Origin of the sequence: Lysobacter sp. K5869 (assembly GCF_018847975.1) — a bacterium.
Classification (GTDB): Bacteria; Pseudomonadota; Gammaproteobacteria; order Xanthomonadales; family Xanthomonadaceae; genus Lysobacter.
The window spans coordinates 4,505,170-4,528,790 of sequence record NZ_CP072597.1 but is presented as its reverse complement, the minus strand read 5'-3'; the positions used below and the strand labels follow the sequence as shown (position 1 = coordinate 4,528,790).

18 protein-coding genes are annotated in these 23,621 nt (G+C 69.9%); 14 read left to right on the top strand and 4 right to left on the bottom strand.

The window, feature by feature from the left end; genetic code table 11:
- Positions 1-72: 72 nt before the first annotated feature.
- On the bottom strand, positions 73-1,608 hold the full coding sequence (locus J5226_RS18915) for a helicase HerA-like domain-containing protein (protein ID WP_215836043.1): 1,536 nt from the start codon (positions 1,606-1,608) through the stop codon (positions 73-75).
- Positions 1,609-2,944: 1,336 nt separating this feature from the next.
- On the opposite strand from J5226_RS18915, the gene J5226_RS18910 reads away from it, so the two are divergent.
- Genes J5226_RS18910 through J5226_RS18900 form a run of 3 tightly spaced genes read left to right on the top strand, consistent with a single transcriptional unit; the run spans position 2,945 to position 6,478 of the window.
- Positions 2,945-4,573, top strand: coding sequence for a transglycosylase SLT domain-containing protein (locus J5226_RS18910; protein ID WP_215836042.1), 1,629 nt, complete (start codon positions 2,945-2,947; stop codon positions 4,571-4,573).
- A 28-nt stretch (positions 4,574-4,601) separates the two neighbouring features.
- Positions 4,602-5,822: a site-2 protease family protein gene (locus J5226_RS18905; protein WP_215836041.1), complete on the top strand. Its 1,221-nt coding sequence runs from the start codon at positions 4,602-4,604 to the stop codon at positions 5,820-5,822.
- Positions 5,819-6,478 (top strand): lysoplasmalogenase, encoded by a 660-nt coding sequence (locus J5226_RS18900; RefSeq protein WP_215836040.1) that lies wholly within the window; start codon positions 5,819-5,821, stop codon positions 6,476-6,478. The genes J5226_RS18905 and J5226_RS18900 overlap by 4 nt, the downstream gene beginning before the upstream one ends.
- 62 nt (positions 6,479-6,540) lie before the next feature.
- Here the strand turns inward: J5226_RS18900 and J5226_RS18895 are convergent, their stop codons facing one another.
- From J5226_RS18895 to J5226_RS18885, 3 genes are all read right to left on the bottom strand, one after another.
- Positions 6,541-7,539 carry a hypothetical protein gene (locus J5226_RS18895; protein ID WP_215836039.1) on the bottom strand — a complete coding sequence of 333 codons (999 nt, stop codon included), beginning with the start codon at positions 7,537-7,539 and terminating at the stop codon, positions 6,541-6,543.
- Between the two features lie 128 nt (positions 7,540-7,667).
- Positions 7,668-8,516 (bottom strand): archaetidylserine decarboxylase, encoded by an 849-nt coding sequence (asd, locus tag J5226_RS18890; protein WP_215836038.1) that lies wholly within the window; start codon positions 8,514-8,516, stop codon positions 7,668-7,670.
- Entirely contained in the window at positions 8,513-9,157 is a 645-nt protein-coding gene (locus J5226_RS18885; protein WP_215836037.1) for an SCO family protein, read from the bottom strand. The genes asd and J5226_RS18885 overlap by 4 nt, the downstream gene beginning before the upstream one ends.
- Before the next feature lie 278 nt (positions 9,158-9,435).
- Between J5226_RS18885 and prmB the strand changes: the two genes are divergently transcribed.
- From prmB to glmM, 11 genes are all read left to right on the top strand, one after another.
- Positions 9,436-10,365 carry a 50S ribosomal protein L3 N(5)-glutamine methyltransferase gene (gene prmB, locus J5226_RS18880; RefSeq protein ID WP_215836036.1) on the top strand — a complete coding sequence of 310 codons (930 nt, stop codon included), beginning with the start codon at positions 9,436-9,438 and terminating at the stop codon, positions 10,363-10,365.
- Between the two features lie 597 nt (positions 10,366-10,962).
- Positions 10,963-12,075 (top strand): chorismate synthase, encoded by a 1,113-nt coding sequence (gene aroC / locus J5226_RS18875; protein WP_215836035.1) that lies wholly within the window; start codon positions 10,963-10,965, stop codon positions 12,073-12,075.
- Positions 12,068-13,069, top strand: coding sequence for a D-glycerate dehydrogenase (locus J5226_RS18870; RefSeq protein WP_215836034.1), 1,002 nt, complete (start codon positions 12,068-12,070; stop codon positions 13,067-13,069). Before aroC ends, J5226_RS18870 begins: the two co-directional genes overlap by 8 nt.
- A gap of 175 nt (positions 13,070-13,244) precedes the next feature.
- Positions 13,245-14,267, top strand: a complete 1,023-nt coding sequence (locus J5226_RS18865; RefSeq protein ID WP_215836033.1) for an aspartate-semialdehyde dehydrogenase — start codon at positions 13,245-13,247, stop codon at positions 14,265-14,267.
- A gap of 247 nt (positions 14,268-14,514) precedes the next feature.
- Positions 14,515-16,710: a FimV/HubP family polar landmark protein gene (locus tag J5226_RS18860; protein WP_215836032.1), complete on the top strand. Its 2,196-nt coding sequence runs from the start codon at positions 14,515-14,517 to the stop codon at positions 16,708-16,710.
- Positions 16,711-16,739: 29 nt separating this feature from the next.
- On the top strand, positions 16,740-17,591 hold the full coding sequence (truA, locus tag J5226_RS18855; RefSeq protein ID WP_215836031.1) for a tRNA pseudouridine(38-40) synthase TruA: 852 nt from the start codon (positions 16,740-16,742) through the stop codon (positions 17,589-17,591).
- On the top strand, positions 17,588-18,250 hold the full coding sequence (locus tag J5226_RS18850; protein WP_255322853.1) for a phosphoribosylanthranilate isomerase: 663 nt from the start codon (positions 17,588-17,590) through the stop codon (positions 18,248-18,250). The genes truA and J5226_RS18850 overlap by 4 nt, the downstream gene beginning before the upstream one ends.
- A gap of 362 nt (positions 18,251-18,612) precedes the next feature.
- Positions 18,613-19,854, top strand: a complete 1,242-nt coding sequence (gene trpB / locus J5226_RS18845) for a tryptophan synthase subunit beta (protein ID WP_215836029.1) — start codon at positions 18,613-18,615, stop codon at positions 19,852-19,854.
- 132 nt (positions 19,855-19,986) lie between these two features.
- A complete protein-coding gene (gene trpA, locus J5226_RS18840; protein ID WP_215836028.1) occupies positions 19,987-20,790 on the top strand; it encodes a tryptophan synthase subunit alpha in 804 nt (267 codons plus the stop codon).
- A 169-nt stretch (positions 20,791-20,959) separates the two neighbouring features.
- Positions 20,960-21,847 carry an acetyl-CoA carboxylase, carboxyltransferase subunit beta gene (accD, locus tag J5226_RS18835; protein WP_215836027.1) on the top strand — a complete coding sequence of 296 codons (888 nt, stop codon included), beginning with the start codon at positions 20,960-20,962 and terminating at the stop codon, positions 21,845-21,847.
- A gap of 417 nt (positions 21,848-22,264) precedes the next feature.
- Complete coding sequence (glmM, locus tag J5226_RS18830) at positions 22,265-23,605, top strand: phosphoglucosamine mutase (protein ID WP_215836026.1); 1,341 nt, start codon at positions 22,265-22,267, stop codon at positions 23,603-23,605.
- Positions 23,606-23,621 lie beyond the last annotated feature (16 nt).

Below are 23,621 nucleotides of genomic sequence, written 5' to 3'. Positions count from 1 at the left end.
TCGAAGCGGAAGCGCCCAAGCGCCTACTCTTCACTCGTTCCTCTTCACTCGTTCCTGGTGGTTGCTCGCCCCTCAGCGCTTGCCGCCGAAGATGCCGCCCAGCAAGCCGCGCAGAATCTGCCGCCCGACCTGAGTGCCGACCGTGCGCGCGGTCTGCTTGGCCATGGTCTCGACCATGCCTTGGCGGCGCTTGGTGCCGAACACCGCGTCCTTGACCGCCTGACCGAAGCCGCCTTCTTCCTGATCGTCCTGCTCGCGGGTCTTGGCCGCCGGCGCCTGCGCCTGCTCGGCCGCGGTTTCGGCGCGCTTGGCCAACATTTCGGCGGCCGATTCGCGGTTGACCGCGGTGTCGTACTTGCCGCCGATCGGGCTGCCGGCGCGGACCTGGGCGCGTTCGGCCTCGGTGATCGCGCCCATGCGGCAGCGCGGCGGTGCCACCAGGGTGCGTTCGACCGGCATCGGCACGCCCTTGTCCTGCAAGGTCGACACCAGCGCTTCGCCGGTACCGAGCTTGGAAATCGCCTCGGCGACGTTCAAGGCCGGGTTCGGCACGAAGGTTTCGGCCGCGGTGCGCACCGCTTTTTGATCGCGCGGGGTGAACGCGCGCAGCGCGTGCTGCACGCGGTTGCCGAGCTGGCCGAGGATGTTGTCGGGGATGTCGTCGGGGAACTGCGAGCAGAAGTACACGCCCACGCCCTTGGAGCGGATGATCCGCACCACTTGCTCGACCCGCTGCTGCAGCGCGGCCGGCGCGTCGTCGAACAGCAGGTGCGCTTCGTCGAACACGAACACCAGCTTGGGCCGGTCGAGGTCGCCGACTTCGGGCAGTTGCTCGAACAGTTCCGACAGCAGCCACAACAAGAAGCTGGAGTACAGGCGCGGCTTGAGGATCAGCGAATCGGCGGCGAGCACGTTGACCACGCCGTGGCCGTTCGGGGTGGTGCGCATCAGGTCGGCGAGTTCCAGCGCCGGCTCGCCGAAGAAATGATCGCCGCCGTCCTGTTCCAGGCGCAGCAGCGAGCGCTGGATCGCGCCGATCGACTGCGCGCTGACCAGGCCGTAGCTGGTGGAGATGTCCTTGCGCTCGTCGGCGACCAGGCCGAGCAGGGCGCGCAGGTCTTCCAGGTCGAGCAGCAGCAGGCCGCGGTCGTCGGCGAGCTTGAACACGATGTCGAGCACGCCGGACTGGGTGTCGTTGAGTTCGAGGATGCGCGCGAGCAGGGTCGGGCCCATTTCGCTGACCGTGGTGCGCACCGGGTGGCCGAGCTTGCCGAACAGGTCCCAGAACACCACCGGGTTGGCCTGCGGGGTCCAGTCGGTGACGCCGATCTCGCCCAGGCGCGCTTGCAGCTTGTCGTTGGCGGCGCCGGCGACCGCGAGGCCGGCGACGTCGCCTTTCACGTCGGCCAGGAACACCGGCACGCCTTGGCGCGAGAAGCCTTCGGCCAGGGTCATCAGGGTGACGGTCTTGCCGGTGCCGGTGGCGCCGGCGACGAGGCCGTGGCGGTTGCCGAGCTTGGTGTGCAGGAACACCTGCCCGCTGTCGGGCGTGGTCACGGCCTTGCCGATCAGGATGTCGTTCTGGGTGTCGCCGGGGGTCGGGGCCATGTCCGTTTCCGTGGTTCTGGTGGAGGTGCTTCGGGGGAACTTGCGAAGGGCCGATTCTAGCGGGAGGCGTGTGGGGTTCGTGAAGCGGTGGGGATTGCGGTTGTCCGGTTGCCGCGGCGGCGGCTCGCGCCGCTCCTGCGGGGGCTCCGGCCGGTTACGTTTCCGACTGCCGGCATGCGCGCCGTTCTTGACCACGGGCAGGAGCGGCGCGAGCGGCGACCGCGACAACGCAACTACGTCGAAACCCCGTTGCCCCGTCATTCCGTCATTCCGGCGAACGCCGGAATCTATTTTGCTGTTGTCGTTGTCTTCGCCTTTCGCTTGGACGTAACCCCACCCGAGGCCCACGCCCCAAAGCCCCGGAGGGCGCGCGCATGGATGCGCGCGTGCGCCGTAGGGGCATGGATGCCCCTTACGGCGCAGCCCCGCGCACGGTGCTGGACCTAGTGGCTCTTGATTCGAAAACAGGGAAAGCGCCTTTCTTTGGTTACTTTCTTTGGCAAGACAAAGAAAGTAACTCGGCCGCTTGCGGACGAAAGCTCTTGGCGCTTGATCTTCGCTCGTCGTCGTACGCCTCTTGCCAGAGAAAACGGAAGCAACATCAAAATGGATTCCGGCTTTCGCCGGAATGACGGTGGGTGGGGTGTTCCGCCACGTGCGAGAAACGCAGCTCGCACTCCGTCATTCCGGCGAAAGCCGGAACCCATTTTGACTTTGCTGTGGGTTCGCTCTCAACGCAATCACGAGTGAGGACAAGCTCCAATCAAGTGCGTTCCGTCCGCAAGCGGCCGGGTCACTTTCTTTGTCTTGCCAAAGAAAGTAACCAAAGAAAGGCGCTTTCCTTGTTTTCGAATCAAAAGCCACTATGGCTCAAAGGGGCGCGGGGCCGCGCCATAAGGGTCATCCTGACCCATGGCGCGCGTGCGCATCCATGCGCACGCCCTTCGGGGCTGCGGGGCGTGGGCTTGGGTCGGAGATCCGTCAAGGCGAAGGGCAACAACAACAACGGCAACGGCAACAGCGGTGCTTGTTGTGCCGTGTCGATAGGTGGGGGCACCGTCGTTGCGTTTTCGCGGTCGCAGCTTGCGCAGCTCCTACAGAGGGACGCCGATACTGCGCGGTGGGTGGTGGGTTCTATTCGGCGAGATTGGGGGCTTGGTTGGGTGAACTTAGTCGGGCCCGGCCAGTCCAAGCCCGTCTCGTCGCCTCGCCCGAAACGCAAGCCCCGCCGCGCTTCGGCCCGCCTCGGAAAACCAGTCTGCGGTCACGGTCCTTGCCGGGCCCGGACCCGCGCCGTTACCCTGGCCCCCCGCAAAACGGACCCGCTGCACGCCTCATGCCCGCTCATTCACGTCCCGCCCGCGCCGCGCGCGCCTCGGCCGGCTTCCGCAGGGCGGTCGCGCCGCTCGCCGCCGCGCTCGCGCTGTGCAGTCTCTCGCCGCAGGCCGCGGCGCTGTCCAAGCGCGATCAGGCCGCGGTCGACGCGCTGACCCAGCGCATGCAGTCGGCCGAAGCCCGCTACCAATCGGCCCTGGTCAAGATCCGCAACGCCGACCCGACCGGCCGCCAAGACAGCGACGCCGCGCTGGAGGACATGGAGGACGTGATCGCCGCCTGCCTCAAGCAGAAGGGCTGCGCGCCGACCACGATGCTGGCCGGCTACAAGCGCCTGCTCAAGGCCAACGCCGATTCGGTCGCCAACACCGACGAGGAGGCCGACGACGCCGGCCAGCTCGACAGCGACAGCCTCGCCGCCGACGTGCCCGAAGCCGCGCGCGCCGCCGCGCTGCTCAGCGACGACGGCCAGCGTTTCGTCAAGATGGTGCAGTACAACCCGGCCGTGCAGGCCGGCATCCGCCGCTGGCTGACCGATCTGCGCGGCCCGCTGATGCAGAGCTACGACAACTATCAGTACATGCGCGGGCTGATGTGGCCGGAATTCCAGCGCGCCGGCCTGCCCGAGGCGCTGCTGTTCGGGATCATGGCCAAGGAATCCAACGGCCGCGTGCATTCGACCTCGCGCGTCGGCGCCGCCGGCCCGCTGCAGTTCATGTTCGCCACCGGCAAGCGTTTCGGCCTGGGCGACGACGGTTCGGGCTTCGACACCCGCTACGATCCCAAGCAGTCCGCGCAGGCCGCGGCCGAGTACTTGAACGAACGCCTGGGCCAGCTCAACAACTCCATCGAGCTGTCGCTGGCCGCCTACAACGGCGGCGAAGGCCGCGCGCTGCGGATCAACAACGCCTCGGGCGGGCGCAATTTCTGGGACGAGTCGGTCTACAACCAGTTCCCGGCCGAAACCCGCGACTACGTGCCGATGGTGGTCGCCGCGGCGTGGCTGTTCCTGCACCCGCGCGAGTACGGCCTGAACTTCCCCAAGGTCGACAGCAAGCTCGCGCAGCTGCGCCTGAGCCGGCCGAGCTCGATCTACGAGCTGACCATCTGCATGGGCGGCAGCGGCAGCCGCGACGGCTACATGCGCGCGCTGCGCAACCTCAACCCGCGCTATCAGGCCGACGCCTACCTCTCCGTCGGCACCACGCTGACCGCGACCACGCGCATGGTCAGCCTGTACAACCGGTGGTGCGTGCAGGGCAAGCGCGCCGATCTGGCGCGCACGCTGGTGGCGAGCGACGCGAACAACGCGATCGTGCGCACCGGCCCGCTGACCGTGCTGCCGGTGCAGAGCGCGGGCGAGGACGGCACGGTCGCTTATGCGGGCACCACCGCCGCGGCGGTGCCGGTCACCGTCGCCACCGGCCGTCCCGCGCCGGCGCCGAAGCCCGAACCGAAGAAGAAGGCCGCGCCGAAGGACTACAAGATCCAGCGCGGCGACACCCTGACCGACGTGGCGCGCAAGTTCTCTTGCGACACCCGCGCGCTGGCCAAGGCCAACGGGCTGAAGGCGCCGCGCTATGCGGTCAAGCCGGGGCAGCGGATCAAGCTGAGCGGTTGCGGCGACTGAGGGCGCGCGGGCCGAGCGCATGGAGGGCTTGAGCGCCGCCGCCGATTCCGACCGCTCCGGCGAACCGGCGCGGGCCGCCGCGCCCGCGCCGCCGCGGTGGCGCGACCTGTCGCCGGGCTGGCTGCGCGCGTGCCGGTTCGTCGCGGTGTGGGCCGGCGCGGCGATCTTCGTCGTCGGCGCCATTGCGTTCCTGGCGATCAGCTCGCATCCGCGCTTCAATTTCGCACTGACGTTGTCGCTGGTGGTGATTCCCGGGTTCGTGCTGGCAGTGGCCGTGCACGAAGGCGGGCATTGGCTGGCCGCGCGCTGGCGCGGCATGGCGGTGCAAAGCGCGGTGGTGCTGTGGTGCGAATTGCAGCCGCGGCGACGCGGGCTGCGCGCCCGATGGACGCACTTCGGCGGCGGCTGGAAGGAAGTCGGCGGTTTCGTCTCGGCGTATCCGCCGCCCGGGCGCAACCGGCGCGAGGACTGGATCTGGGTCTACCTCGGCGGCGCGGCGGCGAATCTGGTCGCGGCCGCGGCGTTCGCGTGCGCGGCCTGGGCCGTTGGCCGTTCGTCGATGCAGGTGGTCTGGCTGCTGCTGGCGTTGCTGCAACTGGTCGGCGCGCTCAATCTGATCCCGTGCCTGACCGTCGGCGGCATCGCCAACGACGGGCTCAGCGTGGCGCGGCTGTTACGCAACCGCCTTCAGGACTTGCCCGGCATGACGTTGCTGGAAATGAATTCGCATCTGGTCCACGGCACGGCGTTCGCCGATCTGCCGCCCGGGCTGCGCGAGCGATTGGCCGCCGAGCCCGAGCCGACGCCGCTGTTGTGCGAGTGGCTGGACGTGTATGCCGCGCTGGAACGCGACGACGGCGAGCAGGCGCAAGCCGCGTTCGAGCGTTTGTGCGAACGCGAAGACGCGGCGGCGCTGGCCGATCTGCTGGCGATCGCCCAGGCCGATATCGCGTTCCAATGGGCGCTGCGCGAACCCGACGCCGCGCGCGCCGCGGCGGGCATCGACGCATTGGCTTCGTCGTCGAGCGGCTTTTGGTACGTACCGCAGTTCGCGCCGCGCTTGCGCGCCTTGGCCGCGGCTTTGCGCGGCGACGGCGCGAACATGGAATCGCTGCTGCGAATCTCGCAGCGTTATGCCGACAACGACCCGTGGCCGACGCGCCGCGCCGCGGAAGCGCAAGCGCGCGACGCGGTGCGCGCGGCGTTCGCGGCCCGAGGCGACTCGCCGGCGCATCAGGAGACGTCATGAATCGCGACAAGCTCTGGCTGTTTGCTGTATGCGCGTCGGCCGCGCTCGCCATCGCCGGCGCTTATGCTCCCGGCGCGGCGATCTGGCTCCACTATCTGTTCAAGCCGGCGACCACCCTGCTGATCGCGGCGATGGTCCTGCGCGAAGGCGCCGGCGCCGATCCGCGCTACCGGCGCGCGATCTTCGTGGGCCTGTTGCTGTCCACCGCCGGCGACGCGTTCCTGATGCTGCCCGGCGATTGGTTCGTGTTCGGCCTGGGCTCGTTCCTGTGCGCGCATGTGGCCTATCTGATCGGCCTGTGCAAGCGCGCCAAACCGTTCGCGGTGGGGTGGCCGTTCCTCGCTTACGCCGCGCTCGCCGGTGCGGTGTTGAGCGTGTTGTGGCCGCATCTGCCCAACGAACTGCGCATTCCGGTGATCGTCTACGTCGCGGTGCTCGCGGCGATGGCCGCGCAAGCCGCGGCGGTGTGGCGGCGGCGCGCGGACGCGGCCGCCGTCGCGGCGGCGATCGGCGGCGCGTGTTTCGTGTTCTCCGACGCGACCTTGGCCATCGACCGTTTCGCCGCGCCGTTCGCGGCGGCGCAGGCCGTGGTCTTGGTCAGCTATTGGGCCGCGCAGTGGTGGATCGGACGTTCGGCGGTGCTGGCGCGCGCTTGAGCGAACGCGCCGGCGACGAATGAAGGTGTCGCCGGCGCGCAACCGTGCGCCGGTTGAGGCGCTCAGCCCGCCGGCGCGGCCTTCTTGTCCGACGACGACGACCACGCCTCGCGCGCCTTGCGCCACCAGCCGCTGGCGGCCTCGCCGGCTTGGCCGACGCCTTTCTGCAGCGATTCGCCGACCGGCTTGAGCGCTTGTTCGTCGGCGAAACGGGTGGCCGCCTGCATCGCCTCGGGGCCGTGCGCCTGGACCGCGTCCCAGGCCAGGGTGGTGATCAGCCGCGGCATGAAGGCGAAGGAATCCACGTCGCCGCCCTTGGCCTCGGCCTGGGCGATGAAGCCGGCCAGTTCCTTGCGCAGACCGCCCGGGACGCTGGGGTCTTGGCTGAGCCGCTTGAGCGCGATCAGCGCGTCGCCGGTGCGGCCTTCCTGCACCGCCACGCCGGCTTCGGCGATCTTGCCCAGCCACGGCGCGCGCAGCATCTGGCCGAGCGCGTCGGCGTGGATCTGGGCGCGGTCCCAGCGCTTTTCGCTGACCGCCAGATAGCCCAGGCCCAAGTGCAGGGCGAGCATCTGTCCGGCCGGGCCCTTGCCGAATTCGATATCGGTCTTGTTTTGCGCGCTCCAGACTTTCTCGCTTTCCGACTGCGCCAGTTGCGGCCACTCCAGGCGCTGGAACGCGACCGAGCGCAGCGAAGCGGCGGCGAGGTCGTCGAAGGCGGCGCAGTCCTGCGCTTCGACGATGTCGGTTTCGGCCACCGCGATCGTGGTCTTGTCGGCGCCGAGCGCGCCGTAGGCCAGCAGCAGGTGGGCGATGCACAGGTCGGCGGGGCCGAGCTTGGGCAAGTCGGGCGGCGCCATGCCGGCCTTGTCGCTGAGCTGGGCGCCGAGGCGGTAGGCCTCCAGCGCGGCGGGCAGGCCGTTTTCGGAGACGCGGCGGTATTGGGTGTAGGTCAGGCCGTCGCGCAGGTCGGCGAGTTGTTCGGTTTCGCTCTTGGCGCCGCAGGCGGTGAGGGCGAGGGCGAGCGCTGCGAGGGCGAGGCGGCGTCCGGTGCGGGTCATGCGGGTTCCCCTCCGTGGGGTTGGATGGCGGCTGTGTAGGAGCGGCGTGAGCCGCGACCGCGAAACCGCACCTACGACGCAAGCGTGGTTTCGCGGTCGCGGCTCGCGCCGTTCCTACACAGGGGCTTTCAGCGGTTGCGGCGGGCCAGCGGCTGGCCCAGGCGCACGGCGGTTTCGGCTTGCAGGGCGGGGTCCAGCGTCGCCACGCCCGGCGGCAGCAGCACGATCACGGTCGAGCCGTAATTGAACCGCGCCATTTCCTCGAAGCGCTTGAGGGTGATGTTCTTGCCGCGGTAATCCTTAGTAGTGACGCGGTCGCCGTAGGCGGGAATCTCCACGCCGCTCCACACCGTTTCCACGCCCGAGACCAGCAGCGCGCCGACCATCACCAGCGCCATCGGCCCGAACTCGGTGTCGAAGTGGCAGACCAGCCGTTCGTTGCGCGCGAACAGGCGCGGCACGTTGCGCACCGCGTCGGGGCCGACGCTGAAAAGGCGGCCGGGCACGTGCACGGTTTCGCGCAGGGTGCCGGTCCAGGGCATGTGCACGCGGTGGTAGTCGCGTGGCGACAGGTACACGGTGGCGAAGTCGCCGTCGCGGAACGGCGCGGCCGCGGCTTCGTCGCCGCCGAGCAGTTCCAGCGCGGTGAACGAGCGGCCCTTGGCCTGGAAGATCTCGCCGGCGCGGATCGGCCCGCACTGGCTGATGCGACCGTCGGCCGGCATCAGCAGGGTGCGCGCGTCGCCTTCGGCGCGGCGCGCGCCGGGCTTGAGCGCGCGGGTGAAGAACGCGTTGAAGGTCGGGTAGGAACGCGGATCGGGGTTGGCGGCTTCATTGAGATCGACCCCGAATTTCTCGGTCACGGTGTCGATCAGGAAGCGGCTGACCCGCGGGTCGTCGGAGTAGGCCAGCACCCGCGCCAGCGTGGACAGGAAGCGATGCGGCAGGACGTAGGTCAGCGTGGTGACGAGGCTCAAGGCGTGGCCTCCGTCAGCGCGGCCATGTCGCGGGCGATCACGTTCGGCTCGAACGGCGGGCGCACCAGACCGGCCATGCGGCCCTGCGGATCGAGCACGGCCATGCTGGCGCTGTGGTCCATCGAGTACTGGTCGGCCGGCGCGCCCGGCGGGGCGGGCACCTTGGCGAACACCATGCTCAGCGATTTGGCGAAGTTCTCCAGCGCCGGCACGTCGGCGGTCGCGGCCAGGGTGTCCTTATGGAAACCGTGGGCGTACTCGCCGATCTTGTCGGGGCTGTCGCGTTCGGGGTCGACCGAGACGAACAGCACCCGCGGGCGGGTCGATTCGGGGATCGCTTCCCAGGCCTTCTGCGCCACCGACATCTGCGCCAGCGTGGTCGGGCACACGTCCGGGCAGTGGGTGAAGCCGAGGAAGACCAGGGTCCAGTGGCCCTTGAGCTCGCCCGGGATCAGCTGGGTGCCGTCGGACTGGCGCAGCGAAAAGGCGGGCAGGGTGCGCGGCGGGTCGAACAGGCGCACCGCTTCGGTCTGCGGCAGGTGCGAGCGCTTGGCGCTGCCGAAGTATTTCTGCGCGGCCCACAGGCCCAGCGCGGCGGCCAGCGCGGCCACCAGGACGATGGCGGTAGTGCGGTTGAACATGGCGGTTCCAGCGTGAGTGCTTGGGGATGATACCGGTGGGGCGCAGGGTGCGGGGAAAGAGGGGAATAAAGGGAAAGAGGGGAATGGTTGGAGCGCGGGGCGGGGCGGAAGCAGAGTCCAGCGTGCGCGCCAAAGGCTGCAAGGCCTGCTTCAGGTGAAACCCGCCATTCCCTTCTTTCCCTTTATTCCCCTATTTCCCGCTCCCCGAGCCCTGATCCCCCCAGCGCCGACCCGCTATACTGCGCCCCTTGTTCCGCCCCCGACCGCCTGGACCCGCCGTGCCCGCTTCCGTTTCCTTCGAACAGCTGACCCTCGTCGACCTGATCCGCTACGGGGCCAGCCGCTTCAACGCGGCCGGGCTGAGCTTCGGCCACAGCTACGACAACGCCCTGGACGAGGCCACCCAGCTGGTCCTGCACGCGCTGCATCTGCCGCACGACCTGAGCCCGGTCTACGGCCAGGGCCGGGTCACCCGCGAGGAAAAGGACGCCGTGCTCGAACTGTTCGAGCGCCGCATCGACGAACGCATCCCGGCCGCCTACCTGACCGGCGAGGCCTGGTTCGCGGGCCTGAGCTTCAAGAGCGACACGCGCGCGCTGGTGCCGCGTTCGCCCATCGCCGAGCTGATCGAAGCCGGCTTCGAGCCCTGGCTCGGCGGCCGCGAGGTGCGCCGCGCCCTGGACCTGTGCACCGGTTCGGGCTGCATCGCCATCGCCACCGGCCATTACCACCCCGAGTGGGAGGTGATCGGCGCCGACATCAACGACGAGGCGCTGTCGCTGGCGGCCGAGAACAAGCAGCGCTTGCTGGCCGACAACGTCGAGCTGCGCAAGTCCGACCTGTTCCAGGGGCTGCAGGGCGAGGTGTTCGACCTGATCGTCACCAATCCGCCCTACGTCACCGACGACGAGACCGACGCGCTGCCGCAGGAATATTCGTTCGAGCCGGAACTTGGCCTGCGCGCCGGGCACGACGGTCTCGATCTGGCGTTGAAGATCCTGCGCGACGCGCCGGAGCATCTGAGCGAGCACGGCTTGCTGATCTGCGAAGTCGGCGAAGCCGAGCGCGCGCTGAGCGAGCTGCTGCCGCAGCTGCCGCTGGCCTGGGTCGAGTTCAAGGTCGGCCAGATGGGCATTTTCGTGGCCGAGCGCCACGACTTGGTCGAACACCACGACGAGATCAAACGGCTCGCCGACGCGCGAGCCTGATCGAGCCTCTTCGGATCACGCGCGTCGGCGGCTGGTAGCGCGGGGCGGAAGCCTCGCGCAGCGCCGCAAGCGACGCTGCCCACAGCATCGCCGGCGCCGGACCGGCCGGAACTCGCAAACGCCCCGCGGCGTCTGCGCTCACTGATCGCTTACGCCTGCGGACTCTTCGAGGTCGCCGCAGGCGTGCGCCTGCCTTCGTTACAGCGGAAACCGGGACGGTCGGCTATGGTGGCCGGGGCGGTTCGCGCTGTGTTGCGTCAGTTGGGCGGGGCGCATCGGGTCCGAGGACGTTCCCGCGGGCCGGGCCTGGCGGCAAGTCCCGCGGGAACGTCCTCGGACCCGATGCTTCGTCGCGTCGGGGGCGCTCGCTGCGATTCGTGCGGGCACTCCCGGTTCTCTCAAGCGGGGGCGGCGCCTGCGAATCGATCATTTCCGCCCGTCACGGCCGCGACTTACCATCGATCCGCGCCTGTAGGAGCGGCGTAAGCCGCGACCGCGAACCCGCAATCACGACGAACCCACCGCTTCATCCAGACCACACCCACCTCCGCGATCATCGCCAACGCTCCACCCGGCACCCACCAGGATCCCCCCGCAGTGGCCAGCAACAGCTTCGGTACTATCCTCACCGTCACCACGTTCGGCGAAAGCCACGGCCCGGCCATCGGCTGCGTCGTCGACGGCTGCCCGCCGGGCCTGGAACTGGCGCCGGAGGAGTTCCGCCACGACCTCGACCGCCGCGCCACCGGCCGCAGCCGCCACACCTCGCAGCGGCGCGAGACCGACGAGATCGAAATCCTCAGCGGCGTCTATCAAGGCCGCACCACCGGCACCCCGATCGCGCTGCTGATCCGCAACACCGACGCGCGCAGCAAGGACTACGGCAACATCGCCGAGCAGTTCCGCCCGGGCCACGCCGATTACAGCTATTGGCAGAAGTACGGCCACCGCGACCCGCGCGGCGGCGGTCGCTCGTCGGCGCGCGAGACCACGATGCGCGTGGCCGCCGGCGTGATCGCCAAAAAGTGGTTGGCGCAGCGTTACGGCGTTGTCGTGCGCGGCTACATGGCGCAGATCGGCGAGGTCGTGCCGGCCGGTTTCGATCTCGACGCGGTGGAAACCAACCCGTTCTTCTGGCCGCACGCGGCGCAGGTCGACGAGCTGGAGCAGTACATGGACGCGCTGCGCAAGTCCGGCGATTCGGTCGGCGCGCGCGTGGACGTGATCGCCGACGGCGTGCCGCCGGGCTGGGGCGAGCCGATCTACGGCAAGCTCGACGGCGAACTGGCCGCGGCGTTGATGAGCATCAACGCGGTCAAGGGCGTGGAGATCGGCGACGGCTTCGCCAGCGTCGCGCAGAAGGGCACCGAGCATCGCGACGAACTGCTGCCGCAGGGCTTCGCCAGCAATCACGCCGGCGGCATCCTCGGCGGCATCAGCACCGGTCAGCGCCTGCGCTGTTCGGCCGCGTTCAAGCCGACCTCGAGCCTGCGCCTGCCGGGCCGCAGCCTGGACGTGCACGGCCACGAAGTCGAAGTGGTCACCACCGGCCGCCACGACCCGTGCGTGGGCGTGCGGGCGACGCCGATCTGCGAGGCGATGGTCGCGCTGGTGCTGATGGATCAGGCGCTGCGCCACCGCGCGCAATGCGGCGACGTCGGCACGGTGACGCCGCGGGTGCCGGCGCAGGCGGACGCGGGCGATGTCTGAGCGTGCGCGCGTGTGGGTGTCGCAGCCGCTGTTCGCCGACCTCGTCGCGCGGCTGGGCGAATACTTCGAGGTGGAAACCACCGCTGAGGTCACCCAGCACGCGCCCGCGGCCGTCAACGCGATCCTGCGCCGCATGGACGGCGCGCTGGTGACCCTCAACGATCCCATCGGCGCGGCGCAGATCGCCGGCGCGTCGCGTTTGCGCGCGGTCGCCAACGTCGGCGTCGGCTACAACAATCTCGATGTCGGCGCGCTCAGCGCCGCCGGCATCCTCGCCAGCAACACGCCCGACGTGCTGACCGAAACCACCGCCGATTTCGGCTTCGCGCTGATGATGGCGACCGCGCGCCGGATCGGCGAGGCCGAGCGCTGGCTGCGCGAAGGGCATTGGCAGCGCTGGAGCTTCGACAGCCTGCTCGGCGCCGACGTGCACGGCGCGACGCTCGGCATCCTCGGCATGGGCCGGATCGGCCAAGCCATCGCGCGCCGCGCCACCGGCTTCGGCATGCGCACGCTGTACCACAACCGCAGCCGCTTGCCCGAGGCGGTCGAAGCGCAGTGCCAGGCCGCCTACGTCGGGTTCGACGAGTTGCTGGCGCGCGCCGATCACTTGCTGCTGGTGTTGCCGTACTCGCCGCAATCGCATCACCTGATTAACGCCGCCGCGCTGGCCAAGATGCAGCCGCACGCGACGCTGACCAACATCGCCCGCGGCGGCATCGTCGACGAGGACGCGCTGTGCGACGCGCTCGAACACAACCGGCTCGGCGCCGCCGGTCTGGATGTGTACGAGGGCGAGCCCAGGCTCAACCCGCGCCTGTTGGCGCAGCGCCGGGTGGTGCTGACCCCGCACATCGCCAGCGGCAGCCTCGCCACGCGCCGGGCGATGGTGGCGCTGGCGGTCGACAACCTGATCGCCGCGCTGGGCCACGGCCCGCGCGCGGGCGATCCGCCGAGTCCGCTCAATGCCGCGGACGTGGCTAAAACGAAATGATTCGCGGCGGGGCCGCCGGCCCGATGGTTCCGCTTCGGCCGCGCGCGGCCCGGCGCGAAAGCATCGGCCCTGAAGGCCTCGCCACGCCAAGCCGGTTTCGCAGTCTCCGCAGATTTCGCAACACCCCGCCGGAAATGGGTCCGGCGGTCCCCACAAGTCAGGTAACTCAGAACAGATGAACGCCAAGACGTCCTGCAATGTCGCCGTCGTCGGTGCCACCGGCGCGGTCGGTGAAACCATGTTGAAGGTGCTGGCCGAGCGCAAATTCCCGATCGGCAAACTGCACGTGCTGGCGAGCGAGCGTTCGGCGGGCGAGAAAATCGAGTTCGAAGGGCAGACCCTGGTCGTGGAGGATCTGGCCAAGTTCGATCCCACCGGCGTGGACATCGCCCTGTTCTCGGCCGGCGGTTCGGTGTCGAAGGAGTACGCGCCCCGGTTCGCCGCCGCCGGCGCGGTGGTGATCGATAATTCCTCGGCGTTCCGCTACCAGGACGACGTGCCGCTGGTGGTCAGCGAGGTCAATCCCGACGCGCTCAAGAACCGCCCGCTCGGCATCGTCGCCAATCCGAACTGCTCGACCATGCAGCTGATGGTCGCGCTGGCGCCGATCCACCGCAAAGCCAAGCTCGAGCGGATCAACATCGCCACCTACCAGTCGGTGTCCGGCACCGGCAAGCGGGCGATGGAAGAGCTGGGCCGGCAGACCGCGGCGCTGCTGAACTTCCAGCAAGCCGAGCCGGAGATCTACCCGGTGCAGATCGCCTTCAACGTGATCCCGCACGGCGGCGACTTCACCGACAACGGCTACACCACCGAAGAGATGAAGCTGGTCTGGGAGACCCGCAAGATCCTCGGCGACGAGAGCATCGGCGTGAACGCAACCGTCGTGCGGGTGCCGGTGTTCTACGGCCACTCCGAGGCGGTGCACATCGAAACCCGCGACAAGCTCTCGGCCGCGGACGCGCGCGCGCTGTTGGAGAAGGCGCCGGGCCTGGTGGTGGTGGACGAGGCCAAGGGCGGCGGCTACCCGACCCCGGTGACCCACGCCTCGGGCGAGGACCCGGTGTTCGTCGGCCGCATCCGCGAGGACATCTCGCACCCGCGCGGCCTGTCGCTGTGGGTGGTGGCCGACAACATCCGCAAGGGCGCGGCCACCAACGCGGTGCAGCTGGCCGAACTGGTGTGGAACGAACGCTGAGGCCGCCGGCCGAGGCAAGCGTCAGGACATCGGGCCCCGCGGGGCCCGATGTCTTTTAAGGACCCGGCGCGCGCGCGGCCGCGCCGGAACGCGACCGCCCGGCACACCCGCCCCGCAGGTCGGCCTCCGCGGCGCGCGCGCTTCCCCACAGCCGCTCAAGGGCTTAGGATGAAAACTTAACGAATGCGTTGCGCATTCAGCCCGTACCCCTTTAGAGTCGCCGCCTGACTTCGGATTGGGACCGCTCGTGAGATCAGGTTTCGCACGCACCGCCCTCGGCCTGGCGCTGGCATTGGCCAGCGGAGCGGCCTGCGCGCTGGGTCTGGGCCAGATCGAGGTCAAATCGCGTGCCGGCCAGCCCTTGCTGGCGGAAATCCCGGTCATCGCCAGCGGCCCGGAAGAACTGGCCCAGCTGCGCGCCGGTCTGGCCTCGCCGGAAACCTTCCAGCGCATCGGCCTCGAGCCGCCGCAGGGCATCGTCACCGACCTGCGCTTCACCTTGGCGGTGGACCGCAACGGCAAGCCGGTGATCCGGGTCACCAGCACCCAGCCGGTGCAGCAGCCGCTGCTGACCTTCCTGATCGAAGTGGACTGGGGCCAGGGCCGCCTGACCCGCGAATACTCGGCCCTGCTCGACGCGCCGCGCACCGCCTCGGCGCCGATGCAGCCGCCGATCCAGGCCGCCACCGGCGCCAATCCCAACACCATCGAACGTCCGCTGGAGGCGCCGCTGCCGTTCGGCGCGCAAGCCCAGCAGGCCGATCCGCTGTCGGTGGAAAACGAGCTGCGCGGTTACGACCCGGGCAATCTGGGGCAGGCGCCGTCGCCGCCGCCGGTCGTCGCCGCCCAGCCGGAACCGCTGCCGCAGGCCCAACCGATTCCCGAAGCCGCGCCGGCGCCCGCGCCCGCGCCGGCCGAACGTCCCAAGGCCGGCCGCATCGCCCGCGAACCGCGGCCGCAGCCGGCCGCCGCGCCGTCGATCCCGAGCGAAGGCGAGATCACCGTCGCCCACGGCCAGACCCTGTCCGGCATCGCCGCGCAGATGGGCGGCGGGGAAACCCTCAACCAGACCATGATCGCGCTGCTGCGGGCCAATCCAGAGGCCTTCGTCGGCGGCAACATCAACCGCTTGCGCGCCGGCGCCGTGCTGCGCCGTCCGGCCGGCGGCGAGACCGCGGCGATCGACCCGCGCGAAGCCAACGAACTGGTGCGCGCGCAAATCCAACAATGGCGTCAGGCGCCGCATCAGGCGGTGCCGCAGCCGTTGACCGTGGACGCCGACCGCGTCGCCAAGGCGCCGGTGGCGCCGGCCGCGCGCGACGCCGGCCGCGCCAGCGATGCGCGCCTGGAAATCGTCCCGCCCGGCGCCGACCGCGCGAAGGCCGGGGCTCAGTCCGGCATCAGCGCCGGAGGCGAGGGCCAAATGGTGCGAGAACAAGTGCAACAGGCCAACGAAACCATCGCGGCTCGCGACCAGGAACTGGCCGAGCTCAAGGGCAAGGTCGCCGAGCTGGAGAAGCTGCGCACCGATCAGCAGAAGCTGATCGCGATGAAGGACAGCGAGCTGGCCGCGACCCAACAACGCCTGGCCGACAGTCAGGCCCGCGCCGACAGCGGTTCGCCGCTGCCGTGGGTGTTCGGCGGCTTCGGCTTGCTGGCGCTGCTGGCCGGCGGCTGGGTGCTGAGCCGGCGCGAGCCGAAGCGGCCGAATTTCCGCGCGACGGCGCCCGCGCCGGTGCCGTTCGTGCCGGCCGCGCCCGCGGACGCCGCGGCCGATCCGGTCGAAACCTTGCGGCGCAAGCCCGAGAGCGCGGCGGTGGTCGATCCGGTCGAGCAGCTGCTGGGCCGCGATCGCGACGTGCCGGCCGTGGCCGATACCGATTTCGATTTCGACGATGTCGCCGACGGCGTGCGCGACGAGGCCGCCGCGACGCCCGAACCCGCCGCGCCCGCGCACGCGCTCGACGAGCCGGTCCGCGCCGAGCCGCCCGCGCCGCCGCATTGGACCGCACCGGTCAGCGAGCCCAAGAGCCAGTCGCGCGTGCCGACCTGGCATTCGGCCAGCGCTGGCCGTCAGGAGCAGACGCTCGAACAGCAGCTGCGCGAACCGCCGGCGTTGCCGGCGAGCGCTGCGCCGGCCCCAACCACACCGATCCCGGTCGCTCCGGTGCCGGCCGCGCCGGTCGCCGCGACCCAGGCGCCGGCCATTGAGCCGGCCACGGTCGCCAAGTCCTCGCCGCAAGCGCATCCGGGTGCGGCGTCTGCGTCTTCGGTTGGCCTGGAACGGATCGAACTGGCCCGCGCCTACCTCGACCTCGGCGACGAAGGCAGCGCCCGCCAGCTGCTCGGCGAAGTGCTGATCAACGGCGACCACGCCGCGCGCCAGCAGGCCGCGCGCCTGCTGCGCGAGCTGGAGGCCGCCGGCGGCGACCGCGCCGGCTGAGGCCGGTCCGCCGCAGGCAAGGGCAGGGCATGAACGACGCCGACACCGCACCCGCCGCGCCGCTGCGGCGCTACGCCTTGGGCGTGGAATACGACGGCGGCGAATTCTCCGGCTGGCAGCGTCTGGTGCGTCCCGGCGAGCCGGACCCCGGATCGAGTCCGGGGCGGGCTCTGCGCGGCGAAACCACCGTCCAAACCACGCTGGAGCAAGCGCTGAGCTTCGTCGCCGGCGCGCCCGTGGACGTGGTCTGCGCCGGCCGCACCGACGCCGGCGTGCACGCCTCGTGTCAGGTCGTGCACTTCGACAGCCCGGTCGAGCGCGAAGCGCGCGGCTGGGTGCTCGGCACGACTTCGCGCCTGCCGCCGTCGGTCTGCGTGCGCTGGTGCGTGCCGGTGGCGGCGGACTTCCACGCCCGCTTCTCGGCGCGCGCGCGCCGCTACCGCTACCGCATCCTCAACCGCCCGGTGCGTCCGGCGCTGCAGCGCCAATACCTGAGCTGGGAACGGCGCCCGCTCGACGCCGACGCCATGCACCGCGCGGCCCAGGCGCTGCTGGGCGAGAACGATTTCTCGGCGTTCCGCACGGTCCACTGTCAGGCGCCGCACGCGCGCCGCGATCTGCAGCACATCGCGGTCAGGCGCGAAGGCGATATCGTGGAGATGGAAGTGCAGGCGAACGCGTTTCTTCACCATATGGTGCGCAACATTGTCGGAAGCTTGCTGCCGGTCGGCCGCGGCGACCGGCCCGAGGGCTGGATCGCCGAACTGCTGGCCGGGCGCGACCGCACGGTCGCCGGTCCGACCGCTCCGTCGGCGGGACTGGTGTTCGTCGGGCCGCGTTACCCCGTCGAATGCCAGTTGCCTGCCGAGGTCTGCCTTTGAATCCGTCCCGCACCCTGTTCCGCACCCGCATCAAGTTCTGTGGTTTCACCCGGCCCGGCGACGTGCGCCTGGCCTGCGAACTCGGCGCCGACGCGATCGGCTTCGTGTTCGCCGCCGGCAGCAAGCGCCGGGTCGCGCCGGAGGAGGCGCGCGCCATGCGTCAGGCGCTGGCGCCGCTGGTCGACGCGGTCGCGCTGTTCGCCGACAACCCGGTCGAGGAAGTGCGCGAGGTCGTGCGCCAGGTGCGCCCGAGCCTGCTGCAGTTCCACGGCAACGAAGACGACGCCTACTGCCGCGGCTTCGGCGTGCCGTATCTCAAAGCCATCGCGATGGGCGGCGAACTCGCCGGCCAGCATCCCTCGACCTTGCTGATGCGCTACCCCGGCGCCGCCGGCTTCCTGTTCGACAGCCACGCCGAAGGCGGCAGCGGCGGCAGCGGCAAGACCTTCGACTGGAAGCGCATCCCGGTCGGCGTGCAGAAGCCCTTCGTCCTGGCCGGCGGGATCACCCCGGAAAACGTGTTCGAGGCGATCCTGGCGACCCTGCCGTGGGGCGTGGACGTCTCCAGCGGCATCGAGAGCGCGCCGGGCTTGAAGGACGGCGACAAGATGCGGCAGTTCGTCGAGGAAGTGCGGCGGGCGGATTGTTATGTGGAGTGAGAAGAGAAGCAGGGGAATAAGGGGAAAGAGGGGAACAGGGAAGGGCGAGTGCGCGGATAAGGCGTTCGTTCGCGGGTAGTGGCCGCTGTTCTTGTTCCTCAGTGAGAAGCGCCGGCGATCGGACTCGCCCTGAGCGATCGCGACTTGGCAAGGCGTTGCGCCGCCCGACACGCCCGCGATCCCACCATTCCCTGTTCCCTTTATTCCCCTTATTCCCCGCTCCCGCCTTTGCCCACTGCGTCACCTCGAAACCGGACCGCCATTCCGACCTTGCCGAAACAGTACGGTTGACCCGCCGATGCCCTAAACTCCCAGGTTCCGCCGCGCATGGCGCGGCCCCCACGTGTTGATGGCCGCCGCCGATGTCCGCCGAACCGATCCCTCACAACGTTTCCGATCAGCCCATCGATTTCCACGCCTATCCCGACGCGCAAGGCCACTTCGGCCGGTTCGGCGGCCGCTTCGTCGCCGAGACCCTGATCGCGCCGATCGAGGAACTGGCCAAGGCCTACGACGAGGCGCGGGTCGATCCCGCCTTCATCGAAGCCTTCGAGCGCGACCTCGCCCATTACGTCGGCCGCCCGAGCCCGATCTATCACGCCGAGCGCCTCAGCGACGAAGTCGGCGGCGCGCGCATCCTGCTCAAGCGCGAAGACCTCAACCACACCGGCGCGCACAAGATCAACAACACCATCGGCCAGGCGCTGCTCGCCAGCCGCATGGGCAAGACCCGCATCATCGCCGAGACCGGCGCCGGCCAGCACGGCGTCGCCAGCGCCACCGTGGCCGCGCGCCTGGGCCTGGAGTGCGTGGTCTACATGGGCGCGACCGACATCGAGCGGCAGAAGATCAACGTCTACCGCATGAAGCTGCTCGGCGCGACCGTGGTGCCGGTGACCAGCGGCTCGCAGACGCTCAAGGACGCGCTCAACGAAGCGATGCGCGATTGGGTGACCAACGTGCGCGACACCTTCTACATCATCGGCACCGTCGCCGGTCCCGATCCGTATCCGCGCATGGTCCGCGACTTCAACGCCGTGGTCGGGCGCGAAGCGCGCGCGCAGATGCTGGCCGAATACGGCCGCCTGCCCGATGCGGTCACCGCCTGCGTCGGCGGCGGCAGCAACGCCATCGGCCTGTTCCACGCCTTCCTCAACGACCGCGGCGTGCGCATCGTCGGCGCCGAAGCGGCCGGCGACGGCATCGACACCGGCCGCCACGCCGCCTCGCTGGCGGCCGGCCGCCCGGGCGTGCTGCACGGCAACCGCACCTACGTGCTGTGCGACGACGACGGCCAGATCGTGGAAACGCATTCGGTCTCCGCCGGCCTCGACTATCCGGGCGTCGGCCCCGAACACGCCTTCCTCAAGGACACCGGCCGCGCCGAGTACGTCGGCGTCACCGACGAGGAAGCGCTCGACGCGTTCCGCACCCTGGCGCGCACCGAAGGCATCCTCGCCGCGCTCGAATCCAGCCACGCCATCGCCCAGGCGATCAAGCTGGCGCGTTCGATGCCGAAGGATCAGATCGTGCTGTGCAATCTTTCCGGCCGCGGCGATAAGGACGTGCATACGATCGCCGGGCGCGAGGGTTTGCATTTCTGAAGCCGGAAGTTGGCGTTTAGGAGCTAGGAGATAGCGAAAGCACGGCTTTCGCGGCTCCGTGGCTCCGTACAGCGCTCTTGCTTTCGCTAACTCCTAACTCCTATCCGCTAACTCCTAGCCCCTCCTGGCCCCATGAACCGAATCGACGCCAAGTTCCACCACCTGCAAGCCGCCGGCCGCAAAGCGCTGATCCCGTTCCTGACCGCCGGCGATCCCTCGCTGGAAGCGACCGTGCCGGCGATGCACGCGCTGGTCGAGGCCGGCGCCGACGTGCTCGAGCTCGGGGTGCCGTTCTCCGATCCGATGGCCGACGGCCCGACCATCCAGCGCAGCTCCGAGCGCGCGATCGCGCGCGGCGCCGGGCTGGGCTGGGTGCTGCAGGCGGTGGCGCAGTTCCGCCAGAGCGACGCGACCACGCCGGTGGTGCTGATGGGCTACCTCAATCCGATCGAAATCCGCGGCGCCCAGCGCTTCGCCCGCGACGCGGTCGCGGCCGGCGTCGACGGCGTGTTGCTGGTCGATCTGCCGCCGGAAGAAGCCGACGAACTGCGCGCGGCCTTCGCCGAAACCGGGTTGGCGCTGATCCTGCTGGCCTCGCCGACCACCACCGACGCGCGCCTGGCGCTGCTGTGCGACGGCGCCCAGGGTTACCTCTACTACGTCAGCTTCGCCGGCGTGACCGGCGCCGACCGTCTCGACGCCGACGCCGCCAACGACCGCCTGCACCGGATCCGCCAGCGCGCCAAGGTGCCGGTCGTGGCCGGTTTCGGCATCAAGGACGCCGCCAGCGCGGCGGCGATGGCGAGCGAGGCCGAGGGCATCGTGGTCGGCAGCGCCCTGGTTGCGGCCCTGGCCGAGGCCGGCTCGCCCGACGCCGCGGCGCGCACCGCGCGCGAATTCCTCGCGCCCCTGCGCGGCGCCCTCGACGCCGCCTGAGCGCGCGCGCCTGAACAGCGGCGGCCGGGACGCCCGGCCCGCTGCGCTAGACTGCTCCATCGGGACGGCACCGGCGCGGCGCATCCGCGACGCCGCCGAGCCGTCCTTCGTCAGCCAGAACGTCGACGGTCGACACACGCCGTCGGTCAAAACAGGAAGATTCCAACGCATGTCGTGGCTCAAGAAACTCATGCCGTCCGGCATCCGCACCGAGACCGGCGCCGCCAAGCGCCGCAGCGTCCCGGAGGGTCTGTGGGAGAAGTGCGAACGCTGCGGCGCCGTGCTCTACCGGCCCGAGCTCGAGGAAAACCTCGAGGTCTGCCCGAAGTGCAGTTTCCACATGCCGATCCGCGCCCGCGCGCGCCTGAACGCCTTCCTCGACGCGGGCAGCGGGCAGGAGATCGCCGCCGAGCTGAGCCCGGTCGACGTGCTCAAGTTCAAGGATCAGAAGAAGTACTCCGAACGCTTCAAGGCCGCGCAGAAATCCACCGGCGAGCGCGACTCGCTGATCGCGATGGTCGGCGCGCTCAAGCAGCGCCCGCTGGTGGCCTGCGCGATGGACTTCGCCTTCATGGGCGGCTCGATGGGCTCGGTCAGCGGCGAGCGCTTCGCCCGCGGCGCCGAGCGCGCCCTGGCCGAAGGCGTGCCGATGGTCTGCTTCGCCGCCAGCGGCGGCATGCGCATGCAGGAAAGCCTGTTCTCGCTGATGCAGATGGCCAAGGCCTCCGCCGCGCTCGGCCGCATGCGCGACGCCGGCCTGCCGTTCGTTTCGGTCATGACCCATCCGACCTTCGGCGGCACCACCGCCTCGTTCGCGATGCTCGGCGACCTCAACCTCGCCGAACCCGGCGCGCTGATCGGCTTCGCCGGCCCGCGCGTGATCGAGCAGACCGTGCGCGAGAAGCTGCCCGAAGGTTTCCAGCGCAGCGAATTCCTGCTCGAACACGGCACCGTCGACCAGATCTGCGACCGCCGCGAAATGCGCGAGCGCATTTCGCATCTGCTGGCGCTGCTGACCAAGCAGCCGCAGCCGGAAGACGACGTCGAAGCGGCGTGAGGTTAGGGCAGGGAACAGGGAATTAGGGGAGCAGGGAATGGAGAGAGCGCGAGGGCGGCGGGTGCGATACGGCATCGGGCTCATGCGCTCTTTTCTTTCGATTTCCCGCGCGTTCGCCTTCGCGCTTTCGCTGAGCGAACGCGCTGCGGCCAAACCGCACCCATTGCGATGCGCCGCCACGCCGGCGCCCTCGCCATTCCCTGATCCCTTCATTCCCCAATCCCTGCTTCAAACTGTGCTCCGCGAAGCGCTACGCGCCTTCGTTCAGCCGCGCGCCGCCGAACCGCGGCCGCCTTGCGGCACACTCGTGCCGCGGCATTCCCCCGACGACGCGCCGATCGCGCCCGTTCGCCGCGCGCTCGCCATTCCCCGTTTTCATTCCCCGTTCCCCTCATTCCCCGTTCCCGACTTATCCCTATGACCCGCAAATACTTCGGCACCGACGGCATCCGCGGCCGCGTCGGCGAGGGCGCCATTTCGGCCGACTTCGTCCTGCGCCTGGGCAACGCCTACGGCCACGCGCTGCAGCGCCGCGACTGGCGCAACCCGATGGTCATCATCGGCAAGGACACCCGCATCTCGAACTACATGTTCGAGGCCGCGCTCGAGGCCGGCCTGGTCGCCGCCGGCGTGGACGTGCAACTGATGGGCCCGATGCCGACCCCCGCGGTCGCGCACCTGACCCGCTCGCTGCGCGCCGACGGCGGCATCGTCATCTCCGCCTCGCACAACCCGCATTACGACAACGGCATCAAGTTCTTTTCCGCCGACGGCGAAAAGCTCGACGACGACACCGAACTGGCGATCGAGGCCGCGCTGGAGCAGCCGTTCCGCACGGTCGACTCCGAGCGCCTGGGCCGCGCGGTGCGCACCCGCGACGCCATCGGCCGTTATCTGGAAGCGTGCAAGGGCTCGGTCTCGCGCGGCTTCGACCTCAGCGGCTTGCGCATCGCGCTGGACTGCGCCAACGGCGCCACCTATCAGGTCGGCCCGCTGGTGCTGCGCGAGCTCGGCGCGCGCGTCGACGCCATCGGCGTGGACCCGAGCGGTTTGAACATCAACGACGGCGTCGGCTCGACCCACCCGCAGACCCTGGTCGAGAAAGTGCGCGCCAGCGGCGCGGACCTCGGCATCGCCTTCGACGGCGACGGCGACCGGGTGATGTTCGTCGATCACGAAGGCCGCATCTGCGACGGCGACGATCTGCTCTACATCCTCGCCACCGACTGGCAAGAGACCGGCCGCCTGCACGGCCCGGTGGTCGGCACGCTGATGACCAACTACGGCCTGGAGCGCGCGCTGGAACAGCGCGGCATCGGCTTCATCCGCGCCAAGGTCGGCGACCGCTACGTGCACCAGCAATTGATGGCCCACGGCGGCGTGCTCGGCGGCGAAGCCTCCGGCCACTTGCTGTGCCTGGACCGCACCAGCACCGGCGACGGCATCGTCAGCGCGCTGCAGGTGCTGGAAGTGCTGGCGCGGCGCAAGCTGTCGCTGCGCGAAGCGCTGGCCGGCTTGCAGCGGGTGCCGCAGAAGACCGTCAACGTGCGCTTCGAGGGTCAGACCAAGCCCACCGAAGCCGCCTCGGTCAAGGAAGCGCTGAAGTTGGCCGAAGCCGCGGTCGCCGGCCGCGGCCGCGCGTTCCTGCGTCCCTCGGGCACCGAGCCGGTCGTGCGGGTGACGGTCGAAGCCGACGACGCGGCGCTGATGCAGAACACGCTCGACGCTTTGTCGGCGGCGGTGAAGGCGGCGATGTAAGCCTCGCCTCGCGCTC

What these genes read in the sequence shown, in the direction of transcription:
- J5226_RS18915 (WP_215836043.1), bottom strand. Translation starts at nt 1,608, where the DNA reads ATGGCCCCGACCCCCGGCGACACCCAGAACGACATCCTGATCGGCAAG.
- J5226_RS18910 (WP_215836042.1), top strand. Translation starts at nt 2,945, where the DNA reads ATGCCCGCTCATTCACGTCCCGCCCGCGCCGCGCGCGCCTCGGCCGGC.
- J5226_RS18900 (WP_215836040.1), top strand. Translation starts at nt 5,819, where the DNA reads ATGAATCGCGACAAGCTCTGGCTGTTTGCTGTATGCGCGTCGGCCGCG.
- J5226_RS18895 (WP_215836039.1), bottom strand. Translation starts at nt 7,539, where the DNA reads ATGACCCGCACCGGACGCCGCCTCGCCCTCGCAGCGCTCGCCCTCGCC.
- J5226_RS18885 (WP_215836037.1), bottom strand. Translation starts at nt 9,157, where the DNA reads ATGTTCAACCGCACTACCGCCATCGTCCTGGTGGCCGCGCTGGCCGCC.
- J5226_RS18870 (WP_215836034.1), top strand. Translation starts at nt 12,068, where the DNA reads ATGTCTGAGCGTGCGCGCGTGTGGGTGTCGCAGCCGCTGTTCGCCGAC.
- J5226_RS18865 (WP_215836033.1), top strand. Translation starts at nt 13,245, where the DNA reads ATGAACGCCAAGACGTCCTGCAATGTCGCCGTCGTCGGTGCCACCGGC.
- truA (WP_215836031.1), top strand. Translation starts at nt 16,740, where the DNA reads ATGAACGACGCCGACACCGCACCCGCCGCGCCGCTGCGGCGCTACGCC.
- trpB (WP_215836029.1), top strand. Translation starts at nt 18,613, where the DNA reads ATGTCCGCCGAACCGATCCCTCACAACGTTTCCGATCAGCCCATCGAT.
- trpA (WP_215836028.1), top strand. Translation starts at nt 19,987, where the DNA reads ATGAACCGAATCGACGCCAAGTTCCACCACCTGCAAGCCGCCGGCCGC.
- accD (WP_215836027.1), top strand. Translation starts at nt 20,960, where the DNA reads ATGTCGTGGCTCAAGAAACTCATGCCGTCCGGCATCCGCACCGAGACC.
- glmM (WP_215836026.1), top strand. Translation starts at nt 22,265, where the DNA reads ATGACCCGCAAATACTTCGGCACCGACGGCATCCGCGGCCGCGTCGGC.